The sequence below is a fragment of the Stenotrophomonas nitritireducens genome, assembly GCF_050984405.1.
In the GTDB taxonomy this organism is placed as follows: domain Bacteria; phylum Pseudomonadota; class Gammaproteobacteria; order Xanthomonadales; family Xanthomonadaceae; genus Stenotrophomonas; species Stenotrophomonas nitritireducens_B.
This window is the reverse complement of sequence record NZ_CP158790.1, coordinates 3,556,879-3,583,662: the sequence shown is the minus strand read 5'-3', so window position 1 is coordinate 3,583,662 and position 26,784 is coordinate 3,556,879. Positions and strand designations below refer to the sequence as shown.

The following is a 26,784-nucleotide window of genomic DNA, read 5'->3' as shown; positions in this document are numbered from 1 at the left end:
AATGGATGCGCGCTTTCGGCGTGCCCGGCGTCGCCATCGCGGTGGTGGAGCGGGGCGAACTGGCATGGCATCGCGGGTTCGGCGTGGCCGACGTGGCAAGCGGCGCGCCGGTGGACGCGGACAGCGTGTTCGAGTGCGCATCGCTGAGCAAGCCGGTGTTCGCCTACCTGGTCCTGCAGCTGGTCGATGCCGGCGTGCTGCAGCTCGACAGCACGCTGGTGGACTACCACCGCCCGGATTTCCTGGCCGGCGACGATCCCAGGCTGGCGCGGATCAGCGTGCGCGACGTCCTGCGCCACAGCAGCGGCCTGCCGGACTGGCGCGCGCACCCCGACCGCGATCCCCTGCGCACGATCGCCGAGCCGGGGCAGCGCGTGAACTATTCGGGCGAGGCCTTTTTCTGGCTGCAGCGGGTGGTGGAGACCGTCACCGGCCAGAGCCTGGACCAGCTGGCGCAACGGCGCCTGTTCGCGCCGGCCGGCATGCACGGCAGCACCTACACCTGGAACGCCCACGCCGCGCGCCATTCGGTGACGGGTGTGCCCGCGCCCGACGCCCGTCCGGTCGTGCAGACCTTCCGCGCGCAGTGGCCGCTGCTGCAGCCCCTGGCCGAGGCGCAGGGCAAGCCGCTGCCGGCCTGGACCTGGGGACGACGCCGTGCGCGCGCTGCCGCAGGCGCGCGCCGCCGCGCCCGAGGGCATGTTCGTGTGGCCGGGCGACCTGCTCGCCAATGCCGCGGCCAGCCTGCGCGGGCCGGTGCAGGACTATGCGCGCTTCATCGCCCACGTCATGCGCCGCGAACCGCGGCAGGACTGGGAGATCGGTGAGGCGACCCGGCAGGTGATGCTGACGCCGCAGCTGGCGGTGCGGCCCGGCTGGCTGGACAAGGGCCTGGGCTGGAACCTGGAGCGCGTCGATGCGGATACGCGCTGGTTCTTCCACGGCGGCTCCAACGCCGGCCGCTACAAGACCTTCGCGGTGGGCGACCCGCAGCGTCGCCGCGGGCTGGTGGTGATGACCAATGGGGGCGGTGGCACCGGCGTCTACCAGCGCATCGTGCGCGCGGCCACCGGGCGCGACCTGCTGGCCTTCGATCTCTGAAGGCGGCCGCCGGTTGCCTTTCCGGCGGGGCCGCAGACAGTCCCGGCGCGGGCGCCGGCGGCCCCGGCATTTGCAGCGGCGGCCCCGGCTGGTTATCGTGCGCCGCCCGAACCATCGACCCGGAGATCCGCGCGATGCGTGGCACCCTCTTTATCGTCGCGGCTCCCTCCGGCGCCGGCAAAAGCAGCATCGTCAACGCCACCCTGGCGCGCGATGCGCAGATCGCGCTGTCCATCTCCTTCACCTCGCGGGCGATGCGCCCGGGCGAGGAGAACGGCCGCCACTACCACTTCGTCAGCGCCGCCGAGTTCGAGCGCATGATCGCCGCCGGCGATTTCTTCGAGCACGCCAGCGTGCACGGCGACTGGAAGGGCACCGCGCGGCAGTCGGTGGAGCCGCAGCTGGCCGCCGGCAAGGACGTGCTGCTGGAAATCGACTGGCAGGGCGCGCGCCAGGTGCGCCAGAAGGTGCCGGACGCGGTCAGCGTATTCATCCTGCCGCCTTCCAAGCAGGCGCTGGACGACCGCATGCGCAAGCGCGGCCAGGACAGCGAGGCGGTGATGGCGCAGCGGCTGGCCGCCGCGCGCGAGGAAATGCTGCATTACGACGAGTTCGACTACGTCATCGTCAACGAGGTGTTCGACACCGCGGTGGACGAGATGTGCGCCATCTTCACCGCCAGCCGCCTGCGCCGGGCCCAGCAGCAGGTCCGCCACGACGGCCTGATCCGCTCGCTGCTGGACTGAGCCGGGCTGGCCCCGTGCCCGGGTGCCGAGCCCGTACGGGGTCGCTCCGGAAGGCGTTCCGGCGGGCAACTGATTGATTCCAAAGGACCGGTGTGCGCGGCGATTTGAATCCGCTGGCGTCCGGCTGTACAATCCGCGACCTTTCCCTCATCCGATCGAGCGGCCGCTGCTGGTCGCCGGGAGCTCGCATGGCCCGCATTACCGTAGAAGATTGCCTGGAAGTCGTTAACAACCGTTTCGAGCTGGTCATGATGGCGTCCAAGCGCGCCCGCCAGCTGGCCAACGGCGTGCAGGCCACCCTCGACAACAGCGAGACCGAGGACAAGCCGACCGTGCTGGCGCTGCGCGAGATCGCCGCCCGCAAGATCGACAACGCGCTGATCGAGGAAGTCGAGAAGGCCGAGCGCGAGCGCGCCGAGCGCGAGGCGCTGGAATGGGCTGCCGCCGAAGTCGTCGCCGACGAGGACATGTCCAAGAACGACGACTGATCCCCGCCGGTCATCGTTGTGCACCGACAGCCCGCCGCACGCGGGCTGTCTGCTTTTTTGAACATCCGGCACCCGGAAAGCCCTCACCACCGGACGTATCTGGAGGAAAGCCTCCTGGGTCAGGGGGCGCCGCGAAGCGGCGGGGCGTGGAGGGGCGAAAGACGGCGCCCACGGTTTGCAGCGCGAACCGCGGGGCGGCAGCGCGACAGCGATGTCGCATTCCCGCCGTTGCCGTGTTGTTGCCGCTGGCATATCTTCCAGACCATGAACCCAGGCCCCTCCGCCCAGGTCGCTGCGCCAGCGGATGGCGCGGTGCCGGACTACGTACTCCAACTCGAACGCGCAGCCAGCTACCTGCCCGCCGAGCAGCTGCCGATGCTGCGCCGCGCCTGGGAAGTGGGCGCGGCCGCGCATGCCGGGCAGACCCGCAAGTCGGGCGAGCCCTACATCACCCATCCGGTCGCGGTCGCCGGCATCCTGGCCGAGCTCGGCCTGGACGTCGAAGCGCTGGTCGCGGCGATCCTGCACGACACCATCGAGGACACGCCGCTTACCCACGACGCGCTGGCCGGGCAGTTCGGGCAGACCGTGGCCGAACTGGTCGAGGGCGTCACCAAGCTGGACAAGCTGCGCTTCCGCGACCGCCAGGAAGCGGCGGCGGAAAGCTTCCGCAAGATGCTGCTGGCCATGTCGCGCGACCTGCGCGTGATCATGATCAAGCTGGCCGACCGCCTGCACAACATGCGCACGCTGGGCGCGCAGAGCGCCGAGGCGCGGCGCCGCATCGCGATGGAGACGCTGGACATCTACGCGCCCATCGCCCAGCGCCTGGGCATGAGCCTGATCAAGTCCGAACTGCAGAACCTGGGCTTCAAGGCGCTGTACCCGTGGCGCCACGCCATTCTGGAAAAACACATCCGCAGCCAGCCGGTGGTGCGTCGCGAGGCGATGGCGCAGGTGGAGGTGCAGCTGTCGCAGCGGCTGGCGCGCGAGGGCCTGGAGCATCGCCTGGTCAGCCGCATCAAGACGCCCTGGAGCATCTACACCAAGATGCGCGAGGAGAACAAAACCTTCGACCAGGTGATGGACGTGTTCGGCTTCCGCCTGGTGATGCGCTCGGTGCCCAGCTGCTACCACGCGCTGGGCGCGGTGCACGCCGCGTTCAAGCCGCTGGACGGGCGCTTCCGCGACTTCATCGCCATCCCCAAGGCCAACGGCTACCAGTCGCTGCACACGGTGCTGTTCGGGCCCTACGGTTCGCCGATCGAAGTGCAGATCCGCACCGAGGAAATGGACCTGATCGCCGAGCGCGGCGTGGCCGCGCACTGGACCTACAAGTTCGGCGGCGATTCGCCCAACAGCGCGCAGAGCCGCGCCCATGCGTGGATCGTCGAGCTGATCGATTCGCAGCGCTCGGCCGGTTCCTCGCTGGAGTTCCTGGACAACGTCAAGGTCGACCTGTTCCCGGATGAGGTCTACCTGTTCACGCCCAAGGGCAAGATCCTCGCGCTGCCGCGCAATTCCACCGCGCTGGACTTCGCCTACGCGGTGCATACCGACGTCGGCAACCGCGCGGTGGCCTCGCGCGTGGACAAGAAGCTGGTGCCGCTGCGCACCAAGCTGGTCAGCGGGCAGACGGTGGAGGTGATCACCGCGCGCTCGGCCACGCCCAAGCCGCAGTGGCTGGAATTCGTGGTCAGTTCCAAGGCGCGCACCGCCATCCGCCACCAGCTCAAGCAGCTCGAGCACGAAGACGCGGTGCAGCTGGGCCACCGCATGCTCGACCGCGCGCTGGAAGCGATGGACAGCTCGATCGAACGCCTGCCCAAGGGCCGGCTGGACGCCTTCCTCGGCGAGCACCGCTACCCGCGCCTGGAAGCCTTCCTGGCCGACGTGGCGCTCGGCAACTGGATGCCGACCCAGGCCGCGCAGGCGCTGATGGCGCACGGCGAGCCGCGCGCCGGCGGCACCGCGCAGCGCGCCCAGGAGAAGATCCTGATCAACGGCAGCGAGCGCGGCGTGGTCAGCTTCGCCGGCTGCTGCCAGCCGATCCCGGGCGACGAGATCATGGGCTACCACACCGCCGGCAAGGGCATCGTGGTGCACCGCATGGACTGCCCGAACCTGGCCGAGCTGCGCAAGTCGCCCGAGCGCTGGGTGCCGATCGGCTGGGACAGCAGCGTGGTCGGCGATTACGACACCGCGCTGGTGGTGGAAGTGGAGAACGGCACCGGCGTGCTGGCGCAGCTGGCCGCGGCCATCGCCCAGAGCCAGTCCAACATCGAGCGCGTGGACTACCTGGACCGCGACTTCAACGCCGCGGTGCTGTGCTTCAACATCCAGGTGCGCGACCGCAACCACCTGGCCGAAGTGATGCGCCGGCTGCGGCGCCTGAGCGTGGTGCAGGCGGTGCGGCGCCAGTGAGCGCAGCGAACGGGTAGATGCGGGGCTTGCCCCGCATGGAGCTTCACCGAAATGCCCCACCGGGCGCAGCCCTGCGCCACGGACGCCAGCGCCGACCCCCTGTAGAGCGGGGCACCGCCCCGCTGGGGCTCCATCGGCAATGTCCCCACCCGCGCTGCGGAACAACCGTCATCCGCCGCCGCCGCGGTTTCTCCACAGCCGGTGTGCAACGCCATGCCGACAACCTGTGGATAACCATCCGCGCGCGTTGCCGGGTGGGCTTCGGCCAGCGGTGGCGAAAATTTGTCCAGCGCGTCCCGCGATGGCGTCGCCCGCCAGCGCCCGCGGTCCGGCGTGGCGGAAGCGGACGTTACAATGGCCCGTCTTTTCCCAACCGGAGCTCCCCCATGTCCCGCCAGATCATCAACACCGCCAACGCGCCGGCCGCCATCGGCCCGTATTCGCAGGCCGTGCGCGCCGGCAACACCGTGTACTTCTCCGGCCAGATCCCGCTGGACCCGGCTACCGGCGAGATCGTCGCCGGCGACGTCGCCGCGCAGGCGCGCCGCGCCTTCGACAACCTCAAGGCGGTGGCCGAGGAAGCCGGCGGCTCGCTCGACAGGATGGTGCGCCTGGGCCTGTACCTGACCGACCTGGGCGAGTTCGCCAAGGTCAACGCGGTGATGCAGGAGTACTTCCAGGCGCCGTTCCCGGCCCGCTCCACCATCGAAGTGTCGGGCCTGCCCAAGGGTGCGGCGTTCGAGGTCGATGCGGTGATGATCCTGGACTGATCCACCCGCATGGCGCGTACCCGGCCGGCGGCCCCCGTACTGGCGGCCAATGGCGAAACGCCGGTGACGGCGCTGCCGGGCGTCGGCCCGGCGGTGGCCGCCAAGCTGCAGGCGCGTGGCATCGGCAGCCTGCAGGACCTGTGGCTGCACCTGCCGCTGCGTTATGAGGACCGCACCCGGCTCAGCGCCATCTCCGCACTGCAGCCCGGCACCGCCGCGCAGATCGAAGGCCGGGTGGTCGCGGTGGAACGCGGCTTCCGCTACCGGCCGATGCTGCGGGTGGCGGTGGAGGACGATTCGCGTGGCACCCTGGTGCTGCGTTTCTTCCATTTCCGCGCCGCGCAGGTGGCGCAGTTCGCGGTCGGCGCGCGCCTGCGCTGCTATGGCACGCCGCGCCCCGGCCAGCACGGGCTGGAAATCGTGCATCCCAGCTACCGCATGCTCGGCGACGGCGAGGACGCCGGCCTCGGCGACGCGTTGGACCCGGTCTATCCGGTCGTGGAAGGCATCGGTCCGGCGACCCTGCGCAAGCTGATCGGCCAGGCGCTGGAACGACTGCCTGACGAAGCCGCGCTGGAACTGCTGCCGGCGCATTTGCTGGCCGGCCTGGCGCTGCCGTCGCTGCGGCAGGCACTGCTGGCCATGCACCGCCCGCCCGCCGATGCCGACGTGGCCGCGCTCGCCGCCGGCACGCATCCGGCGCAGCGGCGGCTGGCGATGGAAGAACTGCTCGCCCACCACCTGAGCCTGCGCCGCCAGCGCATCGCCCTGCAGCAACATCACGCGCCGGCCTTGAAGGGCGGCGACAAACGCGTGCGGCAACTGCGCCAGTCGCTGCCGTTCCGCCTCACCGGCGCGCAGCAGCGCGTGTTCGCGCAGATCCGCGAAGACCTCGCGCGTCCGCACCCGATGCTGCGGCTGGTGCAGGGCGATGTCGGTTCCGGCAAGACCGTGGTGGCGGCGCTGGCGGCGATGCTGGCGGTGGAGCAGGGCAAACAGGTGGCGCTGGCGGCGCCCACCGAACTGCTGGCCGAGCAGCACCTGGCCAACCTGCGCGGCTGGCTCGAACCGCTGGGCGTGCGCGTGGCCTGGCTGGCCGGCAAGGTCACCGGCAAGGCGCGCGCCAGGGTGCTGGAGGACATCGCCTCGGGGCGGGCGCAGGTGGTCGTCGGCACGCATGCGCTGATGCAGGACAACGTGGTCTTCCACGACCTGGCACTGGCCATCGTCGACGAGCAGCACCGCTTCGGCGTGCACCAGCGGCTGGCGCTGCGCGACAAGGGCGCCGACGGCCGCAGCGTGCCGCACCAGCTGGTGATGACCGCCACGCCGATCCCGCGCACGCTGGCGATGGCGGCGTACTCCGATCTGGACGTGTCGGCGATCGACGAACTGCCGCCCGGCCGCACGCCGGTGCAGACCATCGTCCTCAGCGCCGAACGCCGCCCCGAACTGATCGAGCGCATCCGCCTGGCCTGCGCGCAGGGGCGGCAGGCCTACTGGGTGTGCACGCTGATCGACGAGAGCGAGGACGAGGACGGGAAGCCCGGCGCCAACGCGGGACGTATGGAAGCCGTCGCCGCGCAGGCCACCTTCGAGGCGCTGTCGGCGCAGTTGCCGGGTGTGCGCGTCGGGCTGGTGCACGGGCGCATGAAGGCTGCCGAGAAGCAGGCGGCGATGCGCGCGTTCAAGGCCGGCGAGACCGGCCTGCTGGTCGCCACCACGGTGATCGAGGTCGGCGTCGACGTGCCCAATGCCTCGCTGATGATCATCGAGAACGCCGAGCGCCTGGGCCTGGCGCAGCTGCACCAGCTGCGCGGGCGGGTAGGGCGCGGCGCGGCGGCGTCCAGCTGCGTGCTGATGTACCAGGGCCCGCTGTCGGCGATGGCGCGGCAGCGCCTGGAAACCATGCGCCAGACCAGCGACGGCTTCGTGATCGCCGAAAAGGACCTGGAGCTGCGCGGCCCCGGCGAACTGCTCGGCACCCGCCAGACCGGCCTGGCCGCGTTCCGCGTCGCCGACCTGGCCCGCGACGCGGCGCTGCTGCCGGGCGTGCATGCCCTGGCCGACCGCCTGCTGGCCGAAGCGCGGCCGCCGTCGCCGACCGCGTGGTGGCGCGCTGGGTGGGCGGCGCGGCGCGCTACGCCTCGGCCTGAACGCGGGCTTCCCCTGTCATGGTCCAGGTGCCAGACTCCATGGCCGACCAGAAGACAAGCATGAGATGAGCAAGAAGATTCCGTTGCTGATTGATACCGACCCGGGCGTGGACGATGCGCTGGCGCTGTTGATGGCCTTTGCCGACGAGCGCCACGACGTGGTCGGGTTGACGGTGGCGGCGGGCAACGTCGGCCTGGACTACACCGTGCGCAACGCGCTGAAGCTGTGCGAAGTGGCTGGGCGCGAGGACGTGCCGGTGTTCGCCGGCGCCCCCGACCCGCTGGTGCATCCGGCCGAGGACGCCGCCCACGTGCATGGCCGCGACGGCTTCGGTGATGTCGATCTGCCCGTCGCCGCACGCGCGGTCGAGAGCGAGCACGCCGCGCTGGCGATCCTGCGCCTGTCGCACCAGTACGCCGGCGAGCTGCTGCTGGTCGCGCTGGGGCCGCTGACCAACATCGCGCTGGCGCTCAAGCTCGACCCGACCCTGCCGCAGCGCGTGAAGCGCTTCCTGGTGATGGGCGGGGCGATCACCGGGCACGGCAACATCACCCCGGTGGCCGAGTTCAACATCGCCTTCGACCCGGAGGCGGCGCACATCGTGTTCACCGCGTTCCCGCACGCCGACGTGGCCGACTGGGAAGCCACCGTGGCCCATGGCCTGCTGCACCGGAAGGTGGAGCAGTGGCTGGCCGCCGACACCGGCAAGGCGCGCTTCTACGAGCTGATCTCGCGCCAGACCCGGCTGTGGTCCGAGGACAGCCGCGGCGAGTACTGGTATGCGGCCGACGCGCTGGCGATGGCCTGGGCGCTGCAGCCGGAAGGCGCGACGAAGCTGGAGCAGCGCCCGCTGGCGATCGAAATGGCCGGCGGCCGCACCCGCGGCGCCACCGTGGTGGACTGGAACCGCCAGACCGGCGCGCCGGACAACACCACCCTGCTGATCGGCTACGACCAGGAACGCTTCGAAAGCCAGGTGCGGCGGGCGCTGGGCCTGGTTTCCTGACCGGGTGCATTCCCGGCTTGCTCCGACGGGCGAGCCGGGACTATAATGCCGCTCTTGACCACCAGCCCACACGGTGTGAGCCCATGAAGGCCGACATTCATCCCGATTACCACAGCGTCGTGTTCCACGACGTCACCTCCGATTTCAAGTTCCTGACCCGTTCGACCATGTCCTCCAAGGAAACGGTCAAGTGGGAAGACGGCGAAGAGTACCCGCTGATCAAGGTCGAAATTTCCTCGGCCTCGCACCCGTTCTACACGGGCAAGCACAAGGTCATCGACACCAGCGGCCGCATCGACAAGTTCCAGAAGCGCTACGCGCGCTGATCGGTAGTTGTCGTTTCGACCGGACAGCGGCCGCGCCTTGCGCGGCCGCTGTTTTGTTGCCGCCTTCGTGTGGCGGCGCCGCGTCGTCCGCAGGTCGCGTTGAAAACCTCTTCGGCAGCTTTGGCTGGCCGCCACCTGGCGGGCGGCCTTGAGTCTTTTGCGCGTCGTGCTGGCGACTCTAGAGCGCGCTTCGCGCTGCCGCCATCCGGGCTGAACAACCGCGTACTGCACCGGTGACGCGACCGCGACGCTGTGTCGCGGCCATGCGGGTCCATAGGACTTTCGTCTGCGCTACCGGGAAATGCTGCTGTGCGATAATGGCGCGAACCGCGGTGGAAAACCGCGGAACTTCCTTCACGCACCTGTCCGTCGTTCCTGCAGGACAGGCGCCTTCCACTTGAGGAGCGCACACTGTGTCCGATCTTGATCAGGTCACGCTCAACGCCGGCGACAAGTCGGTCGTTCTGCCTGTAGTCAAACCCGTCCTGGGCAACGACTGTGTCGATATCTCGAAGCTGACCAAGGAAACCGGTCTCTTCACCTACGACTCCGGTTACACCGCCACTGCCAGCTGCAAGTCGGCCATCACCTACATCGATGGCGACAACGGCGTGCTGCTGTACCGCGGTTACCCGATCGAGCAGCTGGCCGAGAAGTCCAGCTTCGTCGAAGTCGCCTACATGCTGGTCAACGGCGAGCGTCCGGACGCCGCGCAGCTGAAGGCCTTCGAGGCCGAGCTGGCCGGGGAAGCCGGCGTGGACGCGTCGATCAACACGCTGATCGGCAGCTTCGCCAGGGACGCGCACCCGATGGCGATCCTGGCTGCCTCGATCGCGCAGCTGTCGGCCAAGTATCACGATTCGCTGGACCTGGCCGACGCCGAGCAGCGCCGCAAGGCCGCCGTGCGCCTGATCGCCAAGGTGCCGACCCTGTCGTCGCTGATCTACCGCCACGGCAAGGGCCTGCCGGCCAACGCGCCGGACACCTCGCTGGACTACGTCAGCCGCTTCCTGAAGCAGACCTTCGAGTCGGCCGACGGCAAGTACGACCTGAACCCGAACGTGGTGAAGGCGCTGGACCTGCTGTTCATCCTGCACGCCGACCACGAGCAGAACGCCTCGACCTCGACCGTGCGCCTGGTCGGCTCGACCGGCGCCAACCCGTACGCCTCGGTCGCCGCCGGCGTCACCGCGCTGTGGGGCCCGGCGCATGGCGGCGCCAACGAAGCCGTGCTGAAGATGCTGGAAGAGATCGGCAGCGCCGACAACGTCGAGTCCGCCGTGCTCAAGGCCAAGGACAAGACCTCGGGCTTCCGCCTGATGGGCTTCGGCCACCGCGTCTACAAGAACTTCGACCCGCGCGCCAAGGTCATCGGCGAGATGACCAAGCAGGTGCTGGGCCAGCTGGGCGTGACCGATCCGCTGCTCGATGTCGCCATCAAGCTGGAGCAGGCCGCGCTGCAGGACGACTACTTCGTCGCCCGCAAGCTGTACCCGAACGTGGATTTCTACAGCGGCATCATCTACAAGGCGCTGCAGATCCCGACCGAGATGTTCACCGTCATGTTCGCCCTCGGCCGCACCGCCGGCTGGGTGTCGCACTGGCTGGAACAGCAGGTCGATCCGGAAATGAAGATCGGCCGTCCGCGCCAGGTCTACACCGGCCACGCCGTGCGCGACTACAAGTAAGCGGCGGGGCGCAGCGATGCGCCGCCAGCGCGACGAAAAGCCCCGCTCCGGCGGGGCTTTTTTTTTGCCGTGTTCGTGACGGCAACTCCCGGGTCTACTGGCGGCGGATGCAAGGAACCGCTCCCTCTCGCGCTTCTCCATGATGCTGCCCTTCGGGCCATCGGCAGGCGATGTCGAGGACCGCTCGTGTGACCTGTCCGCTGCGCACAGGGAACAGGGAATAGGGAACGGCTAACGGCTAACGGCAGGGCCATCCCCGCGATCCGTTTTCCACAGCGACTGTGCGGCACTCCCGGCAAAAGCTGTGGACAAGTGCGTCCCGGCCCCGTGCCACGGGCGTTCCAGAGGCGTGGTGAAAATATGTCCAGCCACCATGGTGGCATGGGCGCGGCGGTGCGCGGTTCCAGAGCGGGCGCCTGAGCGCGCCGCGTTGATGGCCGCCGAACGTGCCGCGAGGACTACGCCGGTTCTTCCGCCACCAGCTGCCGCAGCTGCGCGAGCGTCGCCCTCGGCAGCGGCTTGCCGTCGTCGCTGGAAACGGGCGGATGGCGCAGCGCGTCCTCGGGCAGCACCACCAGCTCGAAGGCGATGCCATCGGCGGCGAATTCCCAACCCGGGTAACGCTGCCGCGCCGGATGCCCTGCCAGCTGCAGCGTCCAGCTGCGCGCTTCGGCGGGGATGCGCTGCTCGTGCAGAAAACGTTGCACGGCGTCGGTATCGTCGCAGTGCAGGTGCAGGACCACGGGGCTGGTGGCATCGGCGGTACCGGCCAGCACCGCGCCGGCCAGGCGGGGTTGGAAGGCCTGCAGGAACTGCATGGCATGCGCGGCGGAGTCGCGGCGCAGGCGCAGCGCCGCCGGTTGCGAGCCGGCGTCGAACAGGCGCTGCTGTTCTCGCAGCACTTCTTCCACCAGCGCCTGGCGCGGCCACAGCGCTTCGTCGTGGACGCCAAGGCGGGCGGCCGCCTTGCGCCTGGCCTGGTCGATGTCGTGCATGCCGCTCTCGCGGATCAGCCGCGCCGCTTCCTGGGCGATCAGCAGGCGCCCGCGGTTGCCGCGCTGTGCGTTCGGTGCCGGACGTGGCATCGGGTCACCCTCCGGTTGTCGGCAGCCCGCCGGAATCCGGGCCGATGCGGGATGGCGGCAGCGCCGCCATCCCGGCGTGCATCAGAAAATGTCGAACGCGGCGTCGTCGGCCTGCGTGTCGTTCTGGTCGAAGTCGAATTCCTGCATCCGGTCCAGGTCCTCGACCTTGATCCACTCGGTGGCGCCGTTGACGCTGGCTTCGACCATGCCCGACGGCGGGTCGTTTTTGGCGATCGGCGCGTCCTTCAGCGCCACGCGCATGTAGTCGATCCAGATCGGCAGCGCGGCGCGGCCACCGTATTCGCGATAGCCCAGCGAGCGGAAATCGTCGCGGCCGACCCAGACGGTGGTGGCCAGCGCGCCGCCGAAGCCGGAGAACCAGGCGTCGCGGTGGTCGTTGGTCGAGCCGGTCTTGCCGCCCACGTCCTCGCGGCCCAGCACCTTGGCCGCGGTGCCGGTGCCGCGCTGGACCACGTCGCGCATCATCGACACCAGCTGGTAGGCGGTGCGTTCGTCGATGGCGCGCGGCGCGGTGCGGGCGTCGGGGTTCGGCGCTTCCGGTTCGGCCTTGGGCCCGATCTCGCCGGCGACGGCATCGGGCCTGGCCGGTGCCGGCGCGGCCTCGGCGCCGAAGTTGAAGCCGTCCACGACCTGGCTGGCCGGCGCCCCGCCGGCGGCGCTGCCGCCGCAGCCGCGGCAGGCCAGCGCCGGGTTCTGCTTGAACACCACGTTGCCGTCGCGGTCCTTGACCTCGTCGATCGTCCAGGTGTCCACGCGCGAGCCGCCGTTGGCGAACACCGCGTAGCCGCGCGCGACCGACAGCGGGGTCAGCGAGGCGGTGCCCAGCGACATCGACAGGTTCGGCGGCAGCTCGGCTTCCTGGAAGCCGAACTCGCTGATGTACTTGCGGGCGAAATCCACGCCGATGCTGTCCAGCAGGCGCACCGACACCAGGTTGCGCGACTGCACCAGCGCTTCGCGCAGGCGCATCGGGCCGCGGAAACCGCCGCCGTCGTTCTTCGGCTCCCAGGTCTTGCCGCGGCGGTCGCGGAACACCACCGGCGCGTCGAGCACGATCGAGGCCGGGTTGAAGCCCTTGTCGAACGCGGCCGCGTACAGGAACGGCTTGAAGCTGGAGCCGGGCTGGCGGCGGGCCTGGGTGGCGCGGTTGAACTTGTTGCCGGCGAAGCTGAAACCGCCGACCAGGGCGCGCAGGGCGCCGTTGCCGGCGTCGAGCGAGACCAGCGCGGCCTGGCCGACCGGCAACTGCTCCAGCAGCCACTCGCCTTCTTTCTCGCCGGCGCGCACGCGGACGACATCGCCGCGCGCGACCAGCTTGGCGGGCGTGCGCGTCGTCCAGCGGCTGGCGGCCGCCGGCAGGACCAGTTCGGTGCGGTCGGCGAGCACCACGCTGGCGCCACCGTCGGCATGGACCGCCGAGACGATGGCCGGCAGCAGGCCGGACTGGGCCGGAATCGCGGCCACATGGCGGGCCAGGGTGGCCACGTCGGCATCGGCGGCGACGTCGATGTGCTGCTCGGCGCCGCGCCAGCCATGGCGGTGGTCGTACAGCAGCAGGCCGTCGCGCACCGCGATGTTGGCCGCTTCCTGCATCTGGCTGTCGATGGTGGTGGTGATGCGGTAGCCCTTGTTGAGCACGTCGCCGCCATGCAGGGCGATCATCTCCTGGCGGACCATCTCGGCCACGTAGGGCGCGTTGACCTCGATCGGCGGCTCGTGCGGCGTGGCGTGCATCGGCACCGCCTTGGCCGCGTCGGCCTCGGCCTGCGTGATGAAGCCCAGCTCGGCCATGCGCTGCAGCACGTAGTTGTCGCGGCGCTGGCGCGCGCGCTCCGGGTTGCTGATCGGGTTGCCGCTGGACGGGAACTTGGGGATGCCGGCCAGCGAGGCCATCTCGTCTAGGTCCAGGTCGGCCAGCTTCTTGCCGTAGTAGTACTCGGCCGCCGCGCCGATGCCGTAGGCGCGGTTGCCGAAGAAGCTCTTGTTCAAATAGAGCTCGAAGATCTCGTCCTTGCTCAGCTCGCTCTCGATCTTGCGCGCCAGCAGGATCTCGGCCAGCTTGCGGGTGTAGCTGTACTCGGAGCTGAGGAAGAACTGGCGGGCCACCTGCTGGGTGATGGTCGAGCCGCCCGGCACGCGCTTGTCGCTGGTGGTGGCCAGCAGCCAGACCGCGCGGGCGATGCCCTTGTAGTCGACGCCGCCGTGTTCGTAGAAACGGGCGTCCTCGGTGGCCAGGAACGCCTGCTTCAGGCGTTCGGGCACGTCCTTCATCTGGATCGGATAGCGCCGGGTCTCGCCGAACACGGCCATCAGCTTGCCGTCGCTGGCGTAGACGTACATCGGTTCCTGCAGCTCCACCTCGCGCAGGGACTGCACGTCGGGCAGCTTGGAGGAGACGATGTAATAGAGGGCGCCCGCGGCGATGGCGCCCGCCAGGGCGAGGGCGACGAACAGTGCCAGCAGCCAGCGCAGCCAGCGACGGAAACGGGGCATCAAGCAGGATCCCGATTGCGGATTTCGTGGCCGCAGAGTATAGAGTACGCGAGGGAGCGGCTGGGGCCGTCCCTGGGGACAAGTGGTTGGGGATGGCTCTGCCGGCGTGACGGATTTCTCGGCCTGCGTGCGGAGCGGTTGCCAATCGCCAGAAATTCATTATTAATGCGCGGGCGCAACAAATGCGTCCAAGTGCCCGTCGGCAGGGGAGAAACCGTGGGGCTTATCCCAAAAAGTCAACCGCCGCTCATCGGTGTTGACATCAGTTCGACTGCGGTGAAGCTGCTTCAGCTTGCCCGCAGCGGCAATCGTTTCCGTGTGGAACATTACGCCGTGGAACCGCTTCCGCCGAACGCGGTGGTGGAAAAGAACATCGTCGAGGTCGAGGCCGTAGGCGAGGCGATCCGCCGCGCCGTGGCGCGCTCGGGGACGCGCGCCAAGGGGGCGGCCGCCGCGGTGGCCGGCTCGGCGGTGATCACCAAGGTGATCCCGATGCCGGCCGACCTGGACGAGAGCGACATGGAAGCCCAGGTCGAGCTGGAGGCGGTGAACTACATCCCGTATCCGATCGAGGAAGTGAGCCTGGACTTCGAGGTGCTCGGGCCGGTGCCCAACAACCCGGAAATGGTCCAGGTGCTGCTGGCGGCCTCGCGGTCGGAGAACGTGGAACTGCGCCAGTCGGCGCTGGAACTGGGCGGGCTGGTGGCCAGGGTCATGGACGTGGAAGCGTTCGCGATCGAGAACGCCTTCGCGCTGGTGGCCAGCGAGCTGCCGGTGGCCAGCGACGGCGTCGTGGCGCTGGTGGACATCGGCGCGACCATGACCACGCTCAACGTCCTGCGCAGCGGCCGCAGCCTGTACAGCCGCGAACAGGTGTTCGGCGGCAAGCAGCTCACCGACGAGGTGATGCGCCGCTACGGGCTGAGCTACGAGGAAGCCGGGCTGGCCAAGCGCCAGGGCGGCCTGCCGGAGAGCTACGAGATCGAGGTGCTGGAGCCGTTCAAGGAGGCGACGGTCCAGCAGATCGGCCGCCTGCTGCAGTTCTTCTACGCCGGCAGCGAGTTCAACCGCGTCGACCACATCGTGCTGGCCGGTGGCTGCGCGTCGCTGCCGGGCCTGCCGACCATGGTCGAGGAGCAGCTCGGCGTGAGCACGTCGGTGGCCAATCCGCTGGCGCAGATGACGCTGGGCCAGAAGGTGCAGGCGCATGCGCTGGCCCAGGACGCCCCGGCGCTGATGATCGCCACCGGGCTGGCCCTGCGGGGGTTCGACTGATGGCACGCATCAATCTATTGCCATGGCGCGCCGAGCGGCGCAAGCAGCGCCAGCGCGAGTTCTACACCATGCTGGGCCTGGCCGCCGTTGCCGGCGTGCTGCTGTCGCTGCTGCTGTACTTCTATTACGACGGGCAGGTCAGCGGCCAGAACGAGCGCAACGCCTACCTCGAGGCCGAGATCGCCAAGGTCAAGCAGCAGAACCAGGAGATCGAGCGGCTGGACCGGCAGAAGGACCGGCTGCTCGCGCGCAAGCAGGTGATCGAGGAACTGCAGGGCAAGCGTTCGCAGATGGTGCACCTGTTCGACTCGCTGGTGCGCACCATTCCCGACGGCGTGGTGCTGACCACGCTCAAGCAGGAAGGCGAGACGCTGACCCTGGAAGGGCGCACCCAGTCCAACGCACGCGTCAGTACCTACATGCGCAACCTGGAAAGCTCCGGCTGGATGACCAATCCCGAGCTGTCGATCATCGAGGCCAAGGCGCAGGAAGCCACCGGCAGCGCGGTGGACATCAAGTCGCTGCCCTATGTCTTCATGCTGAAGGTGAAGCTGCCGGCGCCGGGCGAGAACCCGGTCGCCGAGCCGGCGCCCGCGCAGGCCGAGGCCGCTTCGCCGGCCGCGGCTCCCGCGGCGGCGGCCGATGCGGCGCAGCCGGCGCCTGAGGCGGCTGCCGCGCAGAAGGAGGCTCGCCCATGAGCCAGAAGAAGAGCAGTTTCAACAATCTGGACCTCAACAACATCGGCAACTGGCCGCAGGGTCCGAAACTGGTGTTCTGCGCCCTGCTGGCGGTGCTGATCCTTGGCCTGTCCTACCTGCTGGTGATCCGCGGCAAGTCCGAGGAGCTTGGCGAACTGGAGGCCCGGGAAGTCACCCTGCGCCAGGACTTCGAGAAGGAGCAGAAGCGCGCGGTCAACCTCGAGCCGCTCAAGCAGCAGCTCGCGCAGATGGAGCAGGTGCTGCAGCAGATGCTGCGCCAGCTGCCCAGCAAGACCGAGATGCCGGACCTGATCATCGACGTGTCGCAGACGGCGCTGTCCAGCGGCCTGAACAACGAACTGTTCAAGCCGGGCGACGAGCAGCTGAAGGAGTTCTACGCCGAGAAGCCGATCGCGTTGCGCCTGGTGGGCAGCTACCACCAGTTCGGCGCCTTCGTCAGCGGCGTGGCCTCGCTGCCGCGCGTGGTGATCCTGACCATGCACGACATCAACCTGAAGCCGAAGGACCCCAAGGCCGGCATCACCGCGCGCAGCGGAGCGCTGGAGCTGTCCGGAACGGTCAAGACCTACCGTTACCTGGACGACACCGAGCTCGAGGAACAGGAAAAGAAGGCTGCCGCCGAAGAAGCGGCAAGCAAGAAGGGGGGCAAGTGATGGACCGTTCCCTTCGTATCAGGGCACTTTGTGCTGCCGCGCTGCTGCTGGCGGCAACGGGGTGCTCGCGTGGAATCACCAGCACGCCGGGCGACGCGCCCAACCTGGAAAAATGGATCGCCGACGTGCGTGCGCGTCCGGCCGAGCCGCTGGATCCGTTGCCGGTGATGCAGCAGTTCGAGACGTTCGAATACTCGGCCCAGGGGCTGCGCGATCCGTTCAGCGATGCCTGGGCCAATCCGGAAGGGGGCAGCTCGCTGCGGCCGGATCCGAACCGCCGCAAGGAGCCGCTGGAGGCGTTTCCGCTCGACAGCCTGGACATGGTGGGAACGATCGGCAAGGGCGTCGGCATGGTGGCGCTGGTGATGGGGCCGGACAAGGTGACCTACCGCGTGCGTCCCGGCGTGTACCTGGGCCAGAGCGACGGCCGCGTCACCGGTGTGCGCGAGGACGGCATTGAGCTGATTGAACTGGTGCCCGATGGTGCTGGCGGCTGGCTGGAACGCCCGGCCTCGCTGGCGCTTGACGATCGATGAATGATTATTGGGGATAGCACGATGACTTTTTCCAAAGCCCTGAGCCTGCGTCCCGCCCGGCGCCAAGCGATGGTCCACGCCCGCGCATTGGGAGTTGCGCTGGCGCTGGCCTGCGGCTCTCCGTTCGCGGCCTTTGCCGCGGATACCGTACCGGCTGCTCCGGCCGCGCAGCCGGCGGCGGCCGTCGCGGTCACCAAGGTCGACTTCAAGCGTGGCGACGATGGTGCCGGCCGCCTCATCCTGCAGTTCGACGGTCAGGGTGCCAGCCCCGACCTGCGGACCCAGGGCAGCAACGTCGTGGTCGACATGGGCAACGCGACCCTGCCGGCCGAACTGCAGCGGCCGTTGAACGTCGTCGACTTCGCCACGCCGGTGCAGCGCATCGACGCGCGGCCGTCGGGGCAGGGCTCGCAGCTGGTGCTCAGCACCCAGGGCGCGTTCGAGTCGCTGGCCTACCAGTCCGGCAACGAATACGTGGTGGAAATCTCGCCACGCCAAGAGCAGGCGGCCACCGGCGCGGTGACCGCCAGGACCGTGGCGCAGGCCGCCGCGACCGTGGCCGCGCGCGGCTACAGCGGCCGTCCGGTGACGTTCAACTTCCAGGACGTGCCGGTGCGCACCGTGCTGCAGCTGATCGCCGAGGAATCCAACCTCAACGTGGTCGCCTCCGACACCGTGCAGGGCAACGTGACCCTGCGCCTGGTCAACGTGCCGTGGGACCAGGCGCTTGACATCGTCCTGCGCGCCAAGGGCCTGGACAAGCGCCGCGATGGCGGGGTGATCTGGGTCGCGCCGCAGCCTGAGCTGGCCAAGTTCGAGCAGGAAAAGGAAGACGCGCGCATCGCCATCGAAGAGCGCGAGAACCTGGTCACCGACTACATCCAGATCAACTACCACAGCGCCGAAGCGATCTTCAAAGCCCTGACCGAAGCAAAGGGCATCGGCAACAACGGCGCGACCGGCGGTGGCGGGACGGGCGGGCAGCGCGAGAACGGCTTCCTGTCCCAGCGCGGCATGATCGTGGCCGACGAGCGCACCAACACGCTGATGGTCAGCGACATCCCGAAGAAGATCGCGCAGATGCGCGAACTGATCGCGGTGATCGACCGGCCGGTCGACCAGGTGCTGATCGAAGGCCGCATCGTCATCGCCACCGATACCTTCGCGCGCGACCTGGGGGCGAAGTTCGGCGTCAACGTCAACAACCGGAATCCTGTTACCGGCAGGGGCGACGCGTACGGCGGCTCGCTCGGCACGATCGGCAACACGTCCACCGGTCGTGGGCTCAACGTGAACCTGCCAGCCGGCAACTATACCGAAAGCCCTGCCGGCGCGATCGCCTACACCCTGCTGCGCGGCGGCTTCTCGCTGGACGTGGAGCTGTCGGCCATGCAGGAAGAAGGTCGCGGCGAAGTGGTTTCCAACCCGCGCATCGTCACCGCCAACCAGCGTGAAGGCGTGATCAAGCAGGGCAAGGAAATCGGCTACGTCACCATCTCCGGCGGCGGTGGCGCCGGCGGCGCGCCGACGGCCAACGTGCAGTTCAAGGAAGTGCTGCTGGAGCTGAAGGTCACCCCGACCATCACCAAGGACAACCGCGTCTTCCTCAACATGAACGTGAAGAAGGACGAGGTCGACAGCATGCTGGAGGTGACCGACTACGGCACCGTGCCGGTCATCAACCGCCGCGAGATCAACACCGCGGTGCTGGTGGACGACGGCCAGACCGTGGTGATCGGCGGCGTCTACGAGTTCAACGACCGCAGCAGCGTGGCCAAGGTGCCGTTCCTGGGCGACATCCCGTTCCTGGGCAACCTGTTCAAGAAGCGTGGCCGCAGCAAGGACAAGGCCGAACTGCTGGTGTTCGTGACGCCGAAGATCCTGCGCGTCGCCAAGCCGCACTGAGCCGGGTCCAACCGGACGATCACGGAAAGGCCGCTGCAGGGCGGCCTTTCCCGTTGCGGGCCGCGCGATGAACCATTTCATCGCGGATCGGTCAAACTGCGCCTATGAACCTGCCCCCGCACATGCCCGAACCGCCGGCCACCGACAACGGCCTGCATGCGGCCTTCATCGCCCTGCGCGATGCCCTGGCCACCGAGATCGTCGGCCAGTCGGTACTGGTCGAGCGCCTGCTGGTCGCGCTGCTGGCCGACGGCCATCTGCTGGTGGAGGGCGCGCCTGGCCTGGCCAAGACCACCGCGATCCGCGCGCTGGCCTCGCGCGTCGACGCCAGCTTCGCGCGTATCCAGTTCACGCCCGACCTGCTGCCCGCCGACCTGACCGGCACCGACATCTGGCGTCCGCAGGAAGGGCGCTTCGAGTTCCAGCCGGGCCCCGTGTTCCATCCGATCCTGCTGGCCGACGAGATCAACCGCGCGCCGGCCAAGGTGCAGTCGGCGCTGCTGGAGGCGATGGGCGAACGGCAGGTGACGGTCGGCAGGAAGACCTACCCGTTGCCGGCGGTATTCCTGGTCATGGCCACGCAGAACCCGATCGAGCAGGAAGGCACCTTCCCGCTGCCCGAGGCGCAGCTGGACCGTTTCCTGATGCACGTGCGCATCGGTTATCCGGATGCCAGCGCGGAAACCGAGATCCTGCGGCTGGCGCGCGAGCGTGCGCTGCGCGAAATGGATGCGGTGCCGGCGCGCGTGGAGAAGCTGTCGCTGCAGCAGGTCGAACAGGCGCGGCGCGCGGTGCTGGAACTGCACATGGCGCCGCAGCTGGAACGCTATCTGGTCGAGCTGGTGCTGGCCTCGCGCGATGCGTCGGCCTACGACGCGTCGCTGGCGCGGCGCATCGCCTGGGGCGCGAGCCCGCGCGGGTCCATCGCGCTGGAGCGCTGCGCGCGCGCCAAGGCCTGGTTGTCCGGGCGCGACTACGTGACGCCAGACGACGTGCGTACGGTCGCGCCGGACGTGCTGCGGCACCGGATACTGCCCAGCTACGAAGCGGCCGCCGAAGGCTGGGACGGCGAGCGCCTGGTCGCGGCGCTGCTCGACCGCGTGCCGTTGCCGTGATGAAGCGGGGAAGCGGGAAGGGGGAGAAGGGAAGGGCGGTATCTCCCGGGCCATCCGCCCGCGGCGGGGCGTCGTTCCCCGTTTCCGATTCCCCGCTCCCCGCATCCGAGGGCATCGCCCCGTCGCTGGCCGAACTGATCGCATTGCGGCGCTCGGCATTGCGCGCGCGCGATCCGCGTCGCGCGCAGCGCGGCGTCGCCGCACGCGCGACCTCGGCGCAGCGCGGGCGCGGCATGGAATACGCCGAGTCGCGCGAGTACGTGGCCGGCGACGACGCGCGCCACATCGACTGGAAGCTGAGCGCGCGCACCGGTTTCACCCATACCAAGACCTTCCAGGCCGAACGCGAACGATTGACGCTGGTGGTGGCCGATACCGCGCCCGCGCTGTACTTCGGCACCCGCACGCGGTTCAAGTCGGTGCAGGCCGCGCGGGCCGGTGCGGTCGCGGCCTGGTCGGCGCTGCGCGATGGCGACCGCGTGGCGGCGCTGTGCGGCGGGCGCGAGGACGGGCTGGGTGCCGCCCGCCGGCGGCATGCGCGGCGTGCTGCGCGTGCTCGATGCGCTGGTGCGCTGGCTGGTATCGCGCGCCGTCCGCCGATGGCGCGGGCCTGCAGTCCGCGCTGGAGCGCGCGACGCGCCTGCTGCATCCGGGCGCGCGGGCGCTGGTGCTGGCCGATCCGGCCAGTGCCCTGGCCCGTCGCGCCCGCCACCTGGTCGGCGCTGGCGATGCACGTGGACGTGCGCCTGCTGCTGCTGGTCGATCCGCTGGAAATGCAGCCGCCGCACTGCCTGCTGCCGGTGGCGGCGGCGGGCGGACGCATGGAATTCGACCTGTCGGCCGATGCGGTACGCGATGCGTGGCACGCGGCGTTCGTCGCGCCGGTCCAGACGCTGTGCCAGGCCTTGCCGGGCCGCAGGATCCGGGTGCAGGTACTGGCGACCGACGAGGCCAGCGACGCCTGGCTGGGCGCGGCCGGCGCATGATCGCCACCTCGCTGCCGCTGCGTGACGTGCACCTGCCCACGGCTCCCGGCTGGTGGCCGCCCGCGCCGGGCTGGTGGCTGGTGCTGGCCGCGGTCGCGCTGGTCGTCATCGCGGTCGTTGCGCGGCGCGCACGCCGTGCGCGCCGGCGGCGACGCTGGTCCGCGTTGTTCGATGGCGGGCTGGCGGCCGCGACCGGACCGCGCGGCGGCGCGCCTGGGAGCGGCCTCCGAACTGCTGCGCCGCGCCGCCCGGCGCCGCGCGCCGCAGGCGGCCCTGCTGCAGGGCGAGGACTGGCTGCGATTCCTCGATGGACAGGCGCGCCGCGATTTCAGCGAAGGCGACGGCCGCCTGCTGCTCGATGGCGGTTTTCGCCGCCAGGTCGATGAGGCGCAGGCGCGCGCGCGCCTGCGCGCTGGCGCGCGGGCGTTTCGTGGAGCTGATGGAGCGGCGCCGGTGATGGAGCGGCTGCACGCGCTGTTGAACGGCCTGCCGGAGTTCGCCTGGCCGTGGCTGTGGCTGGCCGTGCCGCTGCCCCTGCTGATGGGATTGTGGCCGTTGCGCTCGGGCAGCGGCCCGGCGCTGCGGGTGCCCTGGGCGCCGGCACGGTTGCAGGTGACCGCCACGCAGCGGCGCGGCCTTTCTCCCCGCACGCTGTTGCTGTGGTTGGCTGGCTGTGCCTGTGCGCCGCGGCCGCGCGTCCGCAGCAGCTCGGCGAGCCGGTCGAACCGCCGCGGCAGGCGCGGCAGATGATGCTGGCCGTGGACCTGTCCGGCAGCATGAGCGAGGACGACATGCAGCTCGGCGGCCGCGTGGTGGACCGTCTCACCGCGGCCAAGGCGGTACTGGCCGACTTCCTCGACCGCCGCGAAGGCGACAGCATCGGCCTGCTGGTGTTCGGGCAGCGCGCCTATGCGCTGACCCCGCTGACCCGCGACCGCGCCAGCGTACGCGCGCAGCTGCGCGACAGCGTGGTCGGGCTGGCCGGACGCGAGACCGCGCTGGGCGACGCCATCGCGCTGGCGGTCAAGCGCCTGCGCGAACAGCCCGAAGGCCAGCGCGTGCTGATCCTGCTCACCGACGGCGTCAACACCGCCGGCGTGCTCGATCCGCTGAAGGCGGCCGAGCTGGCCAGGGCCGAAGGCGTGCGCGTGCATACCATCGCCTTCGGCGGCAGCGGCGGGTTCTCGCTGTTCGGCCTGCAGGTTCCCGGCGAGGACCAGATCGACGAGGACACGCTGGCGCGCATCGCCGGAGACACCGGCGGACGCTTCTTCCGCGCCCGCGACACCGGCGAACTGGTCGGCATCTATGCGGAGCTGGACCGGCTGGAACCGGTACGCAGCGCCGGGCCGGCGCTGCGTCCGCGGCTGGAGCGTTATGCCTGGCCGCTGGCGGTGGCGTTGCTGCTGGGCCTGCTGGCGCTGGCGTGGCCGGGGCGGCGCCGATGATCGCTTTCTGGAACGGCCTGCATTTCATCCGCCCGGATTGGCTGTGGGCGCTGTTGCTGCTGCCGGCGCGCGCTGCTGGGCGGCTGGTACCGGGCCGGCGCGGCGCGACTGGCGCAGCGCGGTGGATGCGCACCTGCTGCCGCACCTGCTGGAGGGCCGCGGCCGGCGCGGCATCGGCGGCTGGCTGGGCTGCTGCTGGCCGGCCTGCTGCTGGCGGTGCTGGCCCTGGCCGGGCCGAGCTGGCGCCAGGTCGAACAACCGCTGTGGGAATCGAAGACGCCGCTGGTCGTGGTGCTGGACATGTCCAGCCGCATCGCCGCGTCGGACCTGCCGCCGAGCCGGTTGCTGCAGGCGCGGGCCAAGCTGGCCACGCTGCTGCGCGAACGCCGCGGCGGCGGGGTGGCGCTGGTGGCCTATGCGGACGAACCCTTCACCGTGGCGCCGCTCACCGACGATGCCGGCAACGTCGCGCTGTTCCTCGACGCGCTGGCGCCGGACATCATGCCGGTGGACGGGCAGCGGGCGGACAAGGCGCTGGAATGGGCCGGCGACCTGCTGCACCAGGCCAGCGCGCGTGACGGCACGATCCTCTGCTCAGCGACCATGCCGACGCCGCGGCAAGCGCCGCGGCCGTGCGCCTGCGCGCGGCCGGTTACCGGGTGTCGGCGCTGGGGCTGGGCACGCCGGTGGGCGCGGCCTACCGCGATCGCGAAGGGCGGATCGGCCAGGCGCGGCTGGACGAAGGCACGCTGCGCGCGCTGGCCGTCGCCGGCGGCGGCCGCTACGCGCGGCTGTCGGCCACCGACGCGGACCTGCGCTCGCTGGACGTGCTGCAGCCGCGGACGGCCGATGGCGATCGTCCCGGCCGCGGCGCAGAGAGAACCTGGCAGGACGAGGGCTACTGGCTGCTGCCGCCGCTGATGCTGGTCGCGCTGCTGGCGTTCCGGCGGCGCCGACAGGCACTGGCCGCCGTCGTGCTGTGCCTGTGCCTGCCGCTGGCCATGCCGGCGCATGCGGCCGAAGGCGGAGGCTGGTGGCAGCGCGCCGACCAGCGCGACCACCAGCGCCTTGCCGAAGGGGTCGAAGCCTACCGCAAGGGCGATTTCGCCGGCGCGCAGCGCCGCTTCGAGGGCATCGACAACGAACAGGGCTGGTACAACCTGGGCAACGCGCTGGCGCGGCAGGGCCGCTACGACGAAGCGATCGACGCCTATGATCGCGCCCTGGCGCGGCGGCCGGACATGGCCGACGCGAAGGCCAACCGCGCCGCGGTCGATGCCGCGCGCAGGCGCAGGCCGCCGCCGGGACAGCAGGGGGGCGGCCAGCAGAGCAAGCCCGACATGCAACAGGGCAAGCCATCGCCCGGCCAGCAGTCGCCGGGCCAGCCGCAGGACGAACCGCAGCAGGATCCGTCGCAGCAGGGGCAGCCCGCGCAGGACCGGCAGCAGAACGCGCAGCCGGAACAGGGCAAGGGCCAGCCGTCGGCGGACGCGCAGCGCCAAGCGCCGCAAGCGGAAGATGCCCAGGGCCAGCAGCAGGCCGACCAGGCCCAGCGCGAACGCATGGCCGAAGCGATGCGCCGGCAGCAGCAGGCCGAAGGCGACGCCGGAAAACGCGCGGCGCAGGCGGCGATGAGCCCGCAGGAACGCGAGCGGCGGCAGGCGGTCGAGGCATGGATGCAGCGCGTGCCCGACGAGCCGGGCGCGTTGTTGAAGGCGAAGTTCCAGCTCGAATACGAGCGGCGCAGGCGGGAAGGACGATGAACAGGCGAAGCGTTTTCCTGATGGCGGGGCTGTTCTGGCTGCTGGCCTGCGCCGGCGCCGTGCACGCGCAGACCCGCGCATGGCTGGACCGCGACCATGTCGCCGAAGGCGAGGTGGTCACCCTCACCATCGAGACCGACCAGACCGGCGCGGCGCCGGACTACGCGCCGCTGCAGGCCGATTTCGCGCTGGGTGGACGCAGCAGCGGCCGGCAGGCGCGCATGGCCAACGGCAGGATCAGCAGCAATGCCGCGCTGTTCGGCGTCGTGCTCACGCCGCGCCGCAGCGGCGTGCTGGTCGTCCCGCCGTTGCAGGGGGGCGCCGCGCGCACCGCGCCCCTGCAGTTGACGGTCGAGTCGAGGCCGCGCCGGTGGCCAGCCGCGCCGGCGATGCGGTGGCCTTCGTGGAAACCGAGGTCGACGACCCGCAGCCCTATGTGCAGCAGAGCGTGGGCGTGGTGGTGCGGCTGTACTTCGCCACCCAGCTGGCGTCCGGCGAACTGGACCTGGCCACGCCCGCGCGCGTCGCGCGCGCTGCAGCGCGTGGGCGAGGACCGTTCCTCGGTGCGCGAGGTCGGCGGCCGCCGTTACAACGTGGTCGAACGGCGCTTCCTGCTGATTCCCGAGCGCAGCGGCCCGCTGCGGCTGGAAGGCGCGCGCTTCAGCGGGGGCGCGGCGTCGGCGGCCTGTTCGACGATTTCCTCGGCCGGGGCAACGGCGCGCTCACTGCGCGCGCGCCGGACCAGACCCTGCAGGTGCGTGCCGTGCCCGACGCCGCGCCGCAGCCCTGGCTGCCGCTGAAGGACCTGCGCCTGCGCTACGCGCTACACCGCCGCGCCGCAGGCCGCCCGGGTCGGCGAGGCGGTGACCATCGAGGTGGAGGCCACCGCCGTGGGCGCGACGCGCGCGCAGTTCCCGGAACTGCCGGTGCCCTCGCTCGGCGACGCCGCCCAGGTATTCGCCGAACCGCCCCGGTACGACGAGACCTTCGACGGCGGCGGGCCGCAGCTGAAGCTGACGCGCCGCTATTCGATCGTGCCGCAGCAGCCGGGCACGCTGGCGGTACCCGGCCTGCGCATGCGCTGGTGGGACGTGCGCTCGGGCCGAGGCCAGGACCGCCGCGCTGCCCGACCTGAGCCTGCCGGTGGCGCCGGGCCGCGCCGGCGCGGTGCCGCCGCCGCAGGTGCCGGATGCCGCCGCCGCCCCCCACGCCGGTGCCGGCGGCCGCCGATGGCGCGCCATCGCGCTGCCGGACGATCGCGGCGTGCCGGGCCGCCTGTGGCGCTGCTGGCCGCGGGGTTCGCGCTGCTGTGGCTGCTGTGGCTGGCGACGCTGGTCTGGGCGCTGACCCGGCCGCGCGCGGCGCGACGCGGCCCGGCAACGGCCGAACACGGGGCGCGTCCGCGCGCCGTCGCCGGGGCCACCCATTCGCTGGCCGACCTCCGCCGGGCGCTGGACGCCGGCGATCTCGACGACGACGTCGAACAGGCGCTGCGCTGCGCGGCATGGCCCGTCCCGCGGTCGCCGACCTGGACGAACTGGCCGCGCGCGCGGCTGGACAGCGCCACGCAGCGCCAGGCGCTGGACACCCTGCGCGCGCGCGCGCTGGGGCGGCGGCAGCGGCACCGAGGCACGGGCCGCGCTGCGGGCCGCGTTCGCCGGCGGGCCCGCATGGCGCACGGACGCGGCGACACCCGCGGCGCCGCTGCCACCGCTCTATCCCGAACGTCCGAAATCCGCTGAGCGGTAATCCCCGGACGCCCCGCGTCGGCCGTAGGTGCCGGGCTCGCCCGGCACGGGCTTCCCCGGGAAGGTTTCATGTGAGGCACGCCCTGCATCTACCGGGGGCGAAGGTTGCGGGAACAGGGGCAGGTGCCGGGCGGTATCTCCGGAGGTCGGCCATCGGCCGCGTAGGTGCCGGGCTCGCCCGGCACGGGCTTTCCCGGGAAGGTTTCATGTGAGGCACGCCCCGCATCTACCGGCGGCGAAGGTTGCGGGAACAGGGGCAGGTGTCGGGCGTATCTCCGGAGGCCGGCCGTCGGCCGCGTAGGTGCCGGGCTTGCCCGGCATGGGCTTCACC

The 26,784-nt window shown here is 70.5% G+C and carries 19 protein-coding genes and 5 pseudogenes; 22 read left to right on the top strand and 2 right to left on the bottom strand.

All coding sequences use genetic code 11. The features are described 5' to 3' along the window. Positions 1-5 precede the first annotated feature (5 nt). The 10 genes and pseudogenes from ABTV91_RS15995 to ABTV91_RS15950 all read left to right on the top strand — a co-directional run bounded on the left by ABTV91_RS15995 (position 6) and on the right by ABTV91_RS15950 (position 10,706). Positions 6-827: a serine hydrolase domain-containing protein gene (locus ABTV91_RS15995; RefSeq protein ID WP_433852300.1), complete on the top strand. Its 822-nt coding sequence runs from the start codon at positions 6-8 to the stop codon at positions 825-827. Beyond that, positions 757-1,101, top strand: coding sequence for a serine hydrolase (locus ABTV91_RS15990; RefSeq protein ID WP_433852299.1), 345 nt, complete (start codon positions 757-759; stop codon positions 1,099-1,101). Before ABTV91_RS15995 ends, ABTV91_RS15990 begins: the two co-directional genes overlap by 71 nt. 134 nt (positions 1,102-1,235) lie before the next feature. Further along, positions 1,236-1,847 (top strand): guanylate kinase, encoded by a 612-nt coding sequence (gene gmk, locus ABTV91_RS15985; protein ID WP_433852298.1) that lies wholly within the window; start codon positions 1,236-1,238, stop codon positions 1,845-1,847. 188 nt (positions 1,848-2,035) lie between these two features. Further along, positions 2,036-2,335 carry a DNA-directed RNA polymerase subunit omega gene (rpoZ, locus tag ABTV91_RS15980; RefSeq protein ID WP_054667378.1) on the top strand — a complete coding sequence of 100 codons (300 nt, stop codon included), beginning with the start codon at positions 2,036-2,038 and terminating at the stop codon, positions 2,333-2,335. A 264-nt stretch (positions 2,336-2,599) separates the two neighbouring features. Further along, positions 2,600-4,759, top strand: a complete 2,160-nt coding sequence (locus ABTV91_RS15975) for a RelA/SpoT family protein (RefSeq protein ID WP_433852297.1) — start codon at positions 2,600-2,602, stop codon at positions 4,757-4,759. A gap of 386 nt (positions 4,760-5,145) precedes the next feature. After that, a complete protein-coding gene (locus tag ABTV91_RS15970) occupies positions 5,146-5,529 on the top strand; it encodes a RidA family protein (RefSeq protein ID WP_433852296.1) in 384 nt (127 codons plus the stop codon). A gap of 9 nt (positions 5,530-5,538) precedes the next feature. Then, a pseudogene (recG, locus tag ABTV91_RS15965) lies at positions 5,539-7,685 on the top strand (ATP-dependent DNA helicase RecG). Positions 7,686-7,750: 65 nt separating this feature from the next. Then, positions 7,751-8,692: a nucleoside hydrolase gene (locus ABTV91_RS15960; protein WP_433852295.1), complete on the top strand. Its 942-nt coding sequence runs from the start codon at positions 7,751-7,753 to the stop codon at positions 8,690-8,692. A gap of 83 nt (positions 8,693-8,775) precedes the next feature. Next, entirely contained in the window at positions 8,776-9,018 is a 243-nt protein-coding gene (locus ABTV91_RS15955; protein ID WP_250060891.1) for a type B 50S ribosomal protein L31, read from the top strand. Positions 9,019-9,431: 413 nt separating this feature from the next. Continuing rightward, the gene (locus ABTV91_RS15950; RefSeq protein ID WP_433852294.1) at positions 9,432-10,706 is read left to right on the top strand and encodes a citrate synthase; all 1,275 of its coding nucleotides are present in this window, start codon (positions 9,432-9,434) and stop codon (positions 10,704-10,706) included. Positions 10,707-11,164: 458 nt separating this feature from the next. Here the strand turns inward: ABTV91_RS15950 and ABTV91_RS15945 are convergent, their stop codons facing one another. Together ABTV91_RS15945 and ABTV91_RS15940 are read right to left on the bottom strand one after the other, a co-directional pair. Continuing rightward, positions 11,165-11,791, bottom strand: a complete 627-nt coding sequence (locus ABTV91_RS15945; RefSeq protein ID WP_433852293.1) for a hypothetical protein — start codon at positions 11,789-11,791, stop codon at positions 11,165-11,167. A gap of 81 nt (positions 11,792-11,872) precedes the next feature. Beyond that, positions 11,873-14,305 carry a penicillin-binding protein 1A gene (locus ABTV91_RS15940; RefSeq protein WP_433852292.1) on the bottom strand — a complete coding sequence of 811 codons (2,433 nt, stop codon included), beginning with the start codon at positions 14,303-14,305 and terminating at the stop codon, positions 11,873-11,875. A 216-nt stretch (positions 14,306-14,521) separates the two neighbouring features. Between ABTV91_RS15940 and ABTV91_RS15935 the strand changes: the two genes are divergently transcribed. From ABTV91_RS15935 to ABTV91_RS15880, 12 genes and pseudogenes are all read left to right on the top strand, one after another. Continuing rightward, positions 14,522-15,580: a pilus assembly protein PilM gene (locus tag ABTV91_RS15935; protein WP_433854208.1), complete on the top strand. Its 1,059-nt coding sequence runs from the start codon at positions 14,522-14,524 to the stop codon at positions 15,578-15,580. Beyond that, complete coding sequence (locus tag ABTV91_RS15930) at positions 15,580-16,278, top strand: PilN domain-containing protein (protein WP_433852291.1); 699 nt, start codon at positions 15,580-15,582, stop codon at positions 16,276-16,278. The genes ABTV91_RS15935 and ABTV91_RS15930 overlap by 1 nt, the downstream gene beginning before the upstream one ends. Further along, positions 16,275-16,952: a type 4a pilus biogenesis protein PilO gene (locus tag ABTV91_RS15925; RefSeq protein WP_433852290.1), complete on the top strand. Its 678-nt coding sequence runs from the start codon at positions 16,275-16,277 to the stop codon at positions 16,950-16,952. The genes ABTV91_RS15930 and ABTV91_RS15925 overlap by 4 nt, the downstream gene beginning before the upstream one ends. After that, positions 16,952-17,488, top strand: coding sequence for a pilus assembly protein PilP (locus tag ABTV91_RS15920; RefSeq protein ID WP_433852289.1), 537 nt, complete (start codon positions 16,952-16,954; stop codon positions 17,486-17,488). The genes ABTV91_RS15925 and ABTV91_RS15920 overlap by 1 nt, the downstream gene beginning before the upstream one ends. A 21-nt stretch (positions 17,489-17,509) precedes the next feature. Next, on the top strand, positions 17,510-19,393 hold the full coding sequence (locus ABTV91_RS15915; protein WP_433852288.1) for a type IV pilus secretin PilQ: 1,884 nt from the start codon (positions 17,510-17,512) through the stop codon (positions 19,391-19,393). A gap of 104 nt (positions 19,394-19,497) precedes the next feature. Further along, positions 19,498-20,508, top strand: coding sequence for an AAA family ATPase (locus ABTV91_RS15910; protein ID WP_433852287.1), 1,011 nt, complete (start codon positions 19,498-19,500; stop codon positions 20,506-20,508). Positions 20,509-20,621: 113 nt separating this feature from the next. Then, positions 20,622-21,494 (top strand): annotated as a pseudogene (locus ABTV91_RS15905) (DUF58 domain-containing protein). Beyond that, positions 21,491-21,951: pseudogene (locus ABTV91_RS15900) on the top strand (DUF4381 domain-containing protein). The pseudogenes ABTV91_RS15905 and ABTV91_RS15900 overlap by 4 nt, the downstream one beginning before the upstream one ends. Beyond that, positions 21,951-22,942, top strand: a pseudogene (locus ABTV91_RS15895) (vWA domain-containing protein). Before ABTV91_RS15900 ends, ABTV91_RS15895 begins: the two co-directional pseudogenes overlap by 1 nt. Continuing rightward, positions 22,921-24,705, top strand: a pseudogene (locus ABTV91_RS15890) (tetratricopeptide repeat protein). The pseudogenes ABTV91_RS15895 and ABTV91_RS15890 overlap by 22 nt, the downstream one beginning before the upstream one ends. Continuing rightward, on the top strand, positions 24,702-25,505 hold the full coding sequence (locus tag ABTV91_RS15885) for a BatD family protein (RefSeq protein ID WP_433852286.1): 804 nt from the start codon (positions 24,702-24,704) through the stop codon (positions 25,503-25,505). The pseudogene ABTV91_RS15890 and the gene ABTV91_RS15885 overlap by 4 nt, the downstream one beginning before the upstream one ends. A gap of 63 nt (positions 25,506-25,568) precedes the next feature. Then, positions 25,569-26,447, top strand: a complete 879-nt coding sequence (locus tag ABTV91_RS15880) for a hypothetical protein (RefSeq protein ID WP_433852285.1) — start codon at positions 25,569-25,571, stop codon at positions 26,445-26,447. Positions 26,448-26,784: the final 337 nt, after the last annotated feature.

Bases quoted from the DNA above. Each gene is read 5' to 3' on its own strand.
- ABTV91_RS15940 (WP_433852292.1), bottom strand. From the start codon at position 14,305: ATGCCCCGTTTCCGTCGCTGGCTGCGCTGGCTGCTGGCACTGTTCGTC.
- ABTV91_RS15975 (WP_433852297.1), top strand. From the start codon at position 2,600: ATGAACCCAGGCCCCTCCGCCCAGGTCGCTGCGCCAGCGGATGGCGCG.
- ABTV91_RS15920 (WP_433852289.1), top strand. From the start codon at position 16,952: ATGGACCGTTCCCTTCGTATCAGGGCACTTTGTGCTGCCGCGCTGCTG.
- gmk (WP_433852298.1), top strand. From the start codon at position 1,236: ATGCGTGGCACCCTCTTTATCGTCGCGGCTCCCTCCGGCGCCGGCAAA.
- ABTV91_RS15885 (WP_433852286.1), top strand. From the start codon at position 24,702: ATGAACAGGCGAAGCGTTTTCCTGATGGCGGGGCTGTTCTGGCTGCTG.
- ABTV91_RS15945 (WP_433852293.1), bottom strand. From the start codon at position 11,791: ATGCCACGTCCGGCACCGAACGCACAGCGCGGCAACCGCGGGCGCCTG.
- ABTV91_RS15930 (WP_433852291.1), top strand. From the start codon at position 15,580: ATGGCACGCATCAATCTATTGCCATGGCGCGCCGAGCGGCGCAAGCAG.
- ABTV91_RS15955 (WP_250060891.1), top strand. From the start codon at position 8,776: ATGAAGGCCGACATTCATCCCGATTACCACAGCGTCGTGTTCCACGAC.
- rpoZ (WP_054667378.1), top strand. From the start codon at position 2,036: ATGGCCCGCATTACCGTAGAAGATTGCCTGGAAGTCGTTAACAACCGT.
- ABTV91_RS15925 (WP_433852290.1), top strand. From the start codon at position 16,275: ATGAGCCAGAAGAAGAGCAGTTTCAACAATCTGGACCTCAACAACATC.
- ABTV91_RS15910 (WP_433852287.1), top strand. From the start codon at position 19,498: ATGAACCTGCCCCCGCACATGCCCGAACCGCCGGCCACCGACAACGGC.
- ABTV91_RS15915 (WP_433852288.1), top strand. From the start codon at position 17,510: ATGACTTTTTCCAAAGCCCTGAGCCTGCGTCCCGCCCGGCGCCAAGCG.
- ABTV91_RS15970 (WP_433852296.1), top strand. From the start codon at position 5,146: ATGTCCCGCCAGATCATCAACACCGCCAACGCGCCGGCCGCCATCGGC.
- ABTV91_RS15960 (WP_433852295.1), top strand. From the start codon at position 7,751: ATGAGCAAGAAGATTCCGTTGCTGATTGATACCGACCCGGGCGTGGAC.
- ABTV91_RS15995 (WP_433852300.1), top strand. From the start codon at position 6: ATGCGCGCTTTCGGCGTGCCCGGCGTCGCCATCGCGGTGGTGGAGCGG.